Here is a 7,297-nt window from a genome sequence, read left to right as displayed (position 1 = left end):
GGCCGTGCTCCGCCGTCGAGCGGCCGACGCCGACAGGCCGTACACGCGGCCGAGGTGGACGAGCTGGTCCAGCACACGCATCCGCGGGTACAGACCCCGCTCCTCGGGCATGTACCCGATCCGGCGCCGCAGGTCCGGGGTCATCGGCGCGCCGCCCAGCGTGACCCGGCCCGCATCCGGGGCGAGCACACCGAGGACGATCCGCATCGCCGTCGTCTTGCCCGCACCGTTCGCCCCGACGAAGCCCGTGGTGCGCCCGGGACGCACCGTGAAGGAGACGTCGTCCAGGGCCGTCCGGTCGCCGAAGCGACGGGTCACCCCGTCAAGGGTGAGCTCCTCCCCCACTGCAGACCTCCCACCGTGTGCCGTGCCCGACGACCCTATCGCCGGAGCCTTGTGCAGGAGACGTGCACAGTCTCCCCATCCCGTGCACACAGGCTCCCCTGGACCCGCCGTCTACCCTGGAGCCCGTGACCTTCCTCGGAGCCCAGACCCTCGTCGCGGACGTGGCGACCGTCCTCCCCGCCCTCGGGCCCTCGTGGCTCGACCCCGGGACGATCCTCGACAACCTCATCGCCTGGCTCGGCCCCTGGGCCCTGATCGGCGTGTGCGCGGTGATCTTCGCCGAGACGGGTCTGCTCATCGGCTTCTTCCTGCCGGGTGACTCGCTGCTCTTCACGCTCGGCGTCTTCGTCGGTGCGGACAAGATCGGCCTCCCCCTGTGGATCGTGCTGCCGGTGCTCTTCACGGCGGCCGTCGTCGGCAACTCGACGGGGTACCTCATCGGCTACCGCGCGGGGCCGAAGATCTTCGACCGGCCCGACTCCCGCTTCTTCAAGCGCGAGTACGTGGACCGCACGCACACCTTCTTCGCCAAGCACGGCGGGAAGGCGATCGTGCTGGCGCAGTTCGTGCCTATCGTGCGCACCTTCACCCCCGTCGCGGCGGGCGTCGGGCGGATGAACTTCCGTCACTTCATCAGCTTCAACATGCTGGGCGCCCTGCTCTGGGCCGTCGGGGTCACGTCGCTCGGGTACTGGCTCGGTCGCTTCCCGTTCGTCCAGGAGAACATCGAGATCATGCTCCTGGCGATCGTCTTCGCGTCGATTACGCCGATGCTCGTCGAGGGGCTCAAGCACTGGCTGGCGAGCCGCCGCGCCATCGGCGAGCAGGTCACGGTCGACACCGTCGGAGCGACGGCGCCCGGAGACGTCGAGGCCTGATCCCGCCGATGTCCCACCGTCCCGGCCCCGGCTGGGTCCCCCGTCAGCACGGCGCGTGGGCGATGCTCGCCCTGCCGCTCGTCGTCGGTGCCGTGCACGCCGGCCCGCGGTGGTGGCACCTGCTGCTCGCCTCGTCCTGGACGGTGGGGTACCTCGCGTTCCACGCCGCCGGGCTGTGGCTCCGCTCGCACGGCCGCAGCCGGTACCTGCCTCCCGTGCGCGTCTACGGCGTGCTCGCCGTGCTCCTCGGCGGTGCCACGGTTCTCGTCGAACCGGGGGTGCTGGTCTGGGCGCCGCTGTACGCCGTGCTGCTCACGGCGAGCCTCTCGCTCTCCTGGCACCGCGAGGACAGGTCCCTGACCAACGGGATGGTCACCGTGCTGGCGACGAGCGTGATGGCCCTGGTCGCCCAGGCCCCCGCCTCCCCCGACGCGGCGGCGTGGTGGATCGCCGGGACCCTGGCCGCCTACTTCGCGGGAACCGTGCTCTACGTCAAGACGATGATCCGCGAGCGCGGGAGCCGTCCGGTGTACGCCGCGTCGGTCCTGTTCCACGTGCTCGCCGTCGCGGCCGTCGCCGCGGGTGCGGTAGCGGCAGGCGAGTCGACGGCGATCACGGTCGCGGCGGCCCTCGTGCTGGGCCTCGTGGCCGCGCGGGCGATCGTCGTCCCGCGCAGGTGGCCGGGGCTCCGCCCGCTCACCGTCGGGCTCGGTGAGATCGCCGCGAGCCTCGCCCTCGGCGTCGTGCTCGTCCTGGCCTGAGCGGCCTCCGCCCAGAGCAGCCTCCGCCCCGAGCGCCGTCAGCCCTGTGCGCCGCCGAAGTCGACGCGCGGCACTGCACGCACGGCTGCGTCCTCGACCTCGAAGTACTCGGCCCGGGTGAATCCGAACGCCCCGGCCACGAGGTTCGCGGGGAAGGTCTCGACCTTGGTGTTCAGCGTCCGGACGTTGGCGTTGTAGAAGCGCCGACCCGCGGCGATCCGGTCCTCGGTGGTGGCCAGCTCCGTCTGGAGCTGCGCGTAGTTCTCGCTGGCCCGCAGCACCGGGTACGCCTCGGCGACGGCGAACAGCCGGCCGAGGGCACTGGTGAGCTGGTTCTCCTGCGCCGCCTGGGCCGCGGGTCCCGTGCCGGGCGAGGCAGCTGCCGCGCGCGCGGCCGTCACCTCGTCGAAGACGGCACGCTCGTGCGAGGCGTAGCCCTTGACCGTCTCGACCAGGTTCGGGATCAGGTCGTGCCGCCGGTGCAGCTCGACATCGATCTGCCGCCAGGACTCCTGCACCAGGTTCCGCAGCCGGACGAAGCCGTTGTAGGTCGCCACCAGCCACAGCCCGACGACGAGCGCGAGGGCGAGCAGGACGATCAGGACGATGCTGATTCCGCTGTCCATGGGGTTCTCCTCAGGTTGACGCTGGATCGTAGCCGTGGTCGAGCCACACGTACCGGGGGACCGCGTCGACGATCGCCCGCAGCACCCCCAGCCGCGAGCCCAGTCGTGCGAGGTCGGGGGCGCCCGTCGACCAGCACAGGATGTCGGTGCCCTCGATGCGGATGGACATCCCCGTGGCGTCCCCGCGCACCAGGCGCTCGAGCAGCCGCGGGTGGAGCACGTCGTGCGCGAACTTCGGGTCACGCGCGGTGACGCGCCAGGCGCGGTTGAAGTCCTCCGACTCGAACTCGAGGTCCTGGGCGCCGAAGGCCCTGACCAGACGCGTGCCCACGTTCTCCGGGGTCAGCTCGAGCGTCGGCAGGAAGGTCGGCATGCTCAACGCGATCACGCCGAAGACATGCGTGGACCGGCTCTTGCCCGAGCCGGTGGTGTAGCGGTACGCGAACGAGGTCCCGCGGTACGGGCCGAAGGGCCCGGTCATCACCTCGGTCACCCGTCGGCTGTCGCCCGTGCCGAAGGGCTGCCCGCGCCAGCGGTGCGCGAGGCTGTTGTCGGCGCCGACCCAGGTCCAGCCGATCGTCGCTGCCCACCGCTTGGCCGCCTCGACGCGTTTGTGGTTGAGCCACCAGCCCGCGGCGAGCGCCACGGGGACGAGCAGGAAGGGGAGGGCACCCGCGAGCCCCCTGCCCTTCCCGGTGGCGACGACGACCAGGAGCACGCCGCCGACCGCGACCAGCGACGCGACGGGGAGCCACCGGGCCGTCTCGCCGGAGTCGGAGCCGAGACGGCGCAGCCGGCGCACGGGGCGCACGGGGCGCACCGAGGGCACGGACGGGTCGGGGCTCACCCCGGACCCATCGGCACGCATCCCCCGCGGCATGAGTGCCGGGCCCGCGGCGTCAGGCCAGGCCGAGGTCCGTGAGGTCGTACAGGTAGTGGTAGGGCAGGCCCTCGGCCTCGATCCGTTCGCGCGCGCCCGTCCCGCGGTCGACGATGACGACGACGGCGACCACCTCGGCGCCGGCCTCCCGCAGCGCCTCGACGGCCGTCATGACCGAGCCGCCCGTGGTCGAGGTGTCCTCGACGGCGACGACCCTGCGGCCCGCGACGTCCGGCCCCTCGATCCGGCGCTGCATCCCGTGCGCCTTGCCCTCCTTGCGGACCACGCAGGCGTCGAGCGCGAGCCCGCGCGAGGCCGCCGCGTGCAGCAGGGCGGTCGCGACCGGGTCGGCGCCGAGGGTGAGCCCGCCGACCGAGTCCACCTCTCCAGCACCGAAGCCCTGCTCCTCCATGAGGTCGAGCAGCAGGTGGCCGATGAGCGGGGCCGCTGCGTGGTGCAGCGTCACCCGACGCAGGTCGACGTAGTAGTCGGCCTCCTTGCCGGAGGCGAGGGTCACCCGGCCGTGCACGACGGCGAGCTCGCTGATCAGGTCGCGCAGCTGCTCGCGCGGAGTGGGAGTCGTCACGCGGGCAAGGGTAGCGGGAGGCTGCTCAGCGCTCGGTGCGCTCGGACAGCGCCCTCAGCGCGACGCGCGGGAGCAGGCGGGCGACCTCGGAGGCGATCCCGTACCGCAGGCTCGGCGTGGAGATCACGGCCCCGCGCCGCACGTCGGCGAGCGCGTCCGCGACGACGTCGTCCGCGTTGAGCCATGCCACCTGCGGGACCCCGTCGAAGGCGAGTCCCGCGCGCTGGTGGAACTCGGTGCGGACGAGGCCGGGGCACAGGGCCGTCGCCGTCACGCCCGTGCCGCGCAGCTCCACGGCCAGGCCCTCGGTGAAGACCCGCACCCACGCCTTGTGCGCCGAGTAGGTCCCCCCGACCGTCAGCGCAGCGATCGAGGACACGTTGAGGACGGCGCCGCGGCCCCGCGGGACCATCGCGCTCACGGCGGCATGGCTGAGCACCATGACGGCACGGACCATGACCTCGAGCCCGCGCTCCTGGGCCTCGAGGTCACGGCCGAGGAACGGCCCGGTGCCGAAGCCGGCGTTGTTGACGACGAGCCCGACCGGGCGGTCCTGGTCGGCGATGCGATCGGCCACCCGCTGCACCTGGTCGCGCTCGGACAGGTCCGCGACGAGCACCTCGGCACGCACCCCCGCGGCGGCACGGAGCTGACCGGCCAGGTGCTCCAGGCGCTCCTCGTCCCTGGCGACCAGGACGACGTCGTGCCGTGCCGTCGCGAGCTGCCAGGCGAACTCGAGACCCAGGCCGGCGCTGGCGCCGGTGATCAGTGCAGTGGCCATGCGGCAAGACTACGGCGCCCGTCCCGATCACGACGGCCGACGGGTAGCGTTCGACCCATGCGGATCGCGACGTGGAACATCAACTCGGTCCGCGCACGGGCCGAGCGTGCCGTGGCCTGGCTCGAGCGCACCGGGACGGACGTGCTCGCCCTGCAGGAGACCAAGTGCAAGGACGCCCAGTTCCCGTACTCCGTCTTCGAGGCCGCGGGGTACGAGGTCGCGCACGTGGGGCTGAGCCAGTGGAACGGCGTGGCGATCGTCTCCCGCGTGGGGATCGACGACGTCGAGGTCGGCTTCCCCGGGCAGCCTGCCTTCGGTGACCCCGACCCGGTGCTCGAGGCGCGCGCGATCGGCGCGAGCTGCGGCGGCGTGCGGGTCTGGAGCCTGTACGTGCCGCACGGGCGCGCACCGGACAACCCGCACTACGCGTACAAGCTCGAATGGCTGTCCCGGTTGCGGGAGACCGCGGCGTCCTGGCTGGACCCGGGCACCGGCGACCCCCAGGCGCAGATCGCCCTCGTCGGCGACTGGAACGTCATCCCGCTCGACACCGACGTGTACGACGTCACCGCGTTCGAGGGCGGCACCCATGTGACCCCTGCCGAGCGGGAGGCCTTCTTCGCCTTCGCCGACGCCGGGTACACCGAGGTCTCCCGGGTCCACGTACCGCGGGAGGGCGCCTACACGTACTGGGACTACCAGCAGCTCGCCTTCCCGAAGAACAAGGGCCTGCGCATCGACTTCGCCTACACCTCCCCCGCGCTGTCGCGACGGGTGGGAGGCGTGACGATCGACCGCGAGGAGCGCAAGGGCAAGGGCGCCTCCGACCACGTCCCCGTCGTCCTCGACATCGCCGAGGAGGCGGCCGGGTGAGCGGGCCGTCGGAGGACTGGTTCGCCCCGCCGTCGGGGCCGCCCGCCCCGCCGCGCCAGGAGGCGCCCCTTCGAGGAGCTGCGCCGGCCCCCTCGCCGTACCTGCCATCGGGACCGTCCCGGCCGCCGGCCCCTCCGCAGCCGACCGGCGGGTACCCGCCCGAGCCGTACTACGCCCCCGGCTGGGCAGCCCCCGTCGCCGCCGCCCCGCCACCCCGGCGCAGGCCCGGGCGTCGGCTCTGGGTCCCGCTCGCCGGGCTCGCGGTGGTCGGCCTGGTCGTCGGCGCGGTCCTCGGCGGGCGCTTCTGGCTCGACCGCCGGCCGCTCGGCACGGTGGACGCGGCGACGAGCGTGCTGTCCACGCGGCTGGGCACCGGGCACTGCGTCCAGACCCTCCCCGCCGACGGTGAGGTCGGTCGCGTGACCGTCGTCCCGTGCGACGAGGCCCACTCCGCCGAGGTCGTCGGCGCGCGCACGCTGTCCTTCACCCAGTGGCCGGGAGCGGCGGAGGTCGCAGCGGACCTCGCCCTCTGGTGCGAGATGGACACCGCCCAGCGCGAGGCCGGGTTCCACGCCGTCGTGTGGGCGCCGTCCGAGAAGGGCTGGGGCCAGGGCGACCGCACGGGCCTGTGCCTCGCGGCGCTCGACGAGGGGCGCGCGAACGGTTCGTTCGTCGCGGGCGACGAGGTGACGACCGGCTGAGGGGCCCGGGAGCCGGGCACGCTCCGCTCCCGCACGGCCCCGGCGGGTGCTACCGGTTGATGCCGGAGTGGTGCGGGACCGACGCGGTGATCCTCGTGCCGTCGGCCCGGCTGGTGCCGCGGAGCGCCGTGGCCGGCGGCGCGCCGTCGATCCGGGGACCCTGGTCCGCCAGGGGCACGCTGATCACGGAGCCGGGGACGACGAGCACCCGCTCGCCGAGCACCACGACCTGGACGGCCCCACCGGTCTCCAGCGAGAAGGCGATCTCGTCCTGCCGCACGGACACCCGCAGCCGCGAGCCGCGCACGGTCATCCGGAAGGTGAGCGAGGTCCACCCGACCGGGAGCCGCGGCGCGAAGGTCAGGTCCCCGCCCCGGTCACGCATCCCGGCGAAGCCGTAGACGAGCATGCTCCAGGTACCGGCCGCCGAGGCCACGTGCACCCCGTCCGCCGTGTTGCCGTGCAGGTCGGCGAGGTCGACGAAGAGCGCGTCGTGGAAGTAGCTCGTCGCCGTCTGGTGGTAGCCGACCTCCGCGGCGATGATCGCCTGGGCGACGCCCGAGAGCGTCGAGTCCCCCGTGGTGATCGCGTTGTAGTAGTCGAAGTCCGCGCGCTTCTCCTCGGCGGTGAAGTGCTCACCCTGGAGGAACAGCGCCAGGACGACATCGGCCTGCTTGAGCACCTGGAAGCGGTAGATCACCAGCGGGTGGTAGTGCAGCAGCAGCGGCCGCATCTCCGGCGGGGTGCGCGGCAGGTCCCACACCTCACGCTCGAGGAACTGCGAGTCCTGCGGGTGGATGCCGAGCGCCTCGTCGTACGGGATCGCCATCGCGTCGGCCGCCCGACCCCACTCCTCGACCTCGGCC

General features: G+C 73.2%; 10 protein-coding genes. 4 read left to right on the top strand and 6 right to left on the bottom strand.

Going from position 1 to position 7,297, the window contains the following annotated elements:
* The coding region (locus ABWK99_RS11435; RefSeq protein WP_372594829.1) for an ABC transporter ATP-binding protein at positions 1-318 on the bottom strand (318 nt) is incomplete at its 3' end.
* A gap of 152 nt (positions 319-470) precedes the next feature.
* Here ABWK99_RS11435 and ABWK99_RS11430 point away from each other — a divergent pair.
* Positions 471-1,223, top strand: coding sequence for a VTT domain-containing protein (locus tag ABWK99_RS11430; protein ID WP_372594828.1), 753 nt, complete (start codon positions 471-473; stop codon positions 1,221-1,223).
* An 8-nt stretch (positions 1,224-1,231) separates the two neighbouring features.
* On the top strand, positions 1,232-1,984 hold the full coding sequence (locus ABWK99_RS11425; RefSeq protein WP_372594827.1) for a YwiC-like family protein: 753 nt from the start codon (positions 1,232-1,234) through the stop codon (positions 1,982-1,984).
* 38 nt (positions 1,985-2,022) lie between these two features.
* On the opposite strand, the gene ABWK99_RS11420 is transcribed toward ABWK99_RS11425, so the two are convergent.
* The 4 genes from ABWK99_RS11420 to ABWK99_RS11405 are packed head-to-tail and all read right to left on the bottom strand — an operon-like array spanning position 2,023 to position 4,857.
* The gene (locus ABWK99_RS11420; RefSeq protein WP_372594826.1) at positions 2,023-2,610 is read right to left on the bottom strand and encodes a LemA family protein; all 588 of its coding nucleotides are present in this window, start codon (positions 2,608-2,610) and stop codon (positions 2,023-2,025) included.
* A 10-nt stretch (positions 2,611-2,620) separates the two neighbouring features.
* The gene (locus ABWK99_RS11415) at positions 2,621-3,457 is read right to left on the bottom strand and encodes a hypothetical protein (RefSeq protein WP_372594825.1); all 837 of its coding nucleotides are present in this window, start codon (positions 3,455-3,457) and stop codon (positions 2,621-2,623) included.
* A 52-nt stretch (positions 3,458-3,509) separates the two neighbouring features.
* The gene (pyrE, locus tag ABWK99_RS11410; protein WP_372594824.1) at positions 3,510-4,076 is read right to left on the bottom strand and encodes an orotate phosphoribosyltransferase; all 567 of its coding nucleotides are present in this window, start codon (positions 4,074-4,076) and stop codon (positions 3,510-3,512) included.
* 25 nt (positions 4,077-4,101) lie between these two features.
* A complete protein-coding gene (locus ABWK99_RS11405) occupies positions 4,102-4,857 on the bottom strand; it encodes an SDR family NAD(P)-dependent oxidoreductase (RefSeq protein WP_372594823.1) in 756 nt (251 codons plus the stop codon).
* 57 nt (positions 4,858-4,914) lie between these two features.
* Here ABWK99_RS11405 and ABWK99_RS11400 point away from each other — a divergent pair, with 57 nt between their 5' ends.
* Both ABWK99_RS11400 and ABWK99_RS11395 read left to right on the top strand, forming a co-directional pair.
* Positions 4,915-5,730 carry an exodeoxyribonuclease III gene (locus ABWK99_RS11400; RefSeq protein WP_372594822.1) on the top strand — a complete coding sequence of 272 codons (816 nt, stop codon included), beginning with the start codon at positions 4,915-4,917 and terminating at the stop codon, positions 5,728-5,730.
* Positions 5,727-6,431 (top strand): hypothetical protein, encoded by a 705-nt coding sequence (locus tag ABWK99_RS11395; RefSeq protein WP_372594821.1) that lies wholly within the window; start codon positions 5,727-5,729, stop codon positions 6,429-6,431. The genes ABWK99_RS11400 and ABWK99_RS11395 overlap by 4 nt, the downstream gene beginning before the upstream one ends.
* A gap of 49 nt (positions 6,432-6,480) precedes the next feature.
* On the opposite strand, the gene ABWK99_RS11390 is transcribed toward ABWK99_RS11395, so the two are convergent.
* Positions 6,481-7,297, bottom strand: an 817-nt coding sequence (locus ABWK99_RS11390; protein ID WP_372594820.1) for a glycosyl hydrolase family 65 protein, incomplete at its 5' end; no start/stop codon positions are given.

Source organism: Actinotalea sp. (assembly GCF_041597215.1).
Classification (GTDB): Bacteria; Actinomycetota; Actinomycetes; order Actinomycetales; family Cellulomonadaceae; genus Actinotalea.
This window is presented reverse-complemented; position numbering and strand designations above follow the sequence as displayed.

Coding starts and splice junctions, on each gene's coding strand:
- ABWK99_RS11400 (WP_372594822.1), top strand. CDS start 4,915: ATGCGGATCGCGACGTGGAACATCAACTCGGTCCGCGCACGGGCCGAG.
- ABWK99_RS11425 (WP_372594827.1), top strand. CDS start 1,232: ATGTCCCACCGTCCCGGCCCCGGCTGGGTCCCCCGTCAGCACGGCGCG.
- ABWK99_RS11420 (WP_372594826.1), bottom strand. CDS start 2,610: ATGGACAGCGGAATCAGCATCGTCCTGATCGTCCTGCTCGCCCTCGCG.
- ABWK99_RS11405 (WP_372594823.1), bottom strand. CDS start 4,857: ATGGCCACTGCACTGATCACCGGCGCCAGCGCCGGCCTGGGTCTCGAG.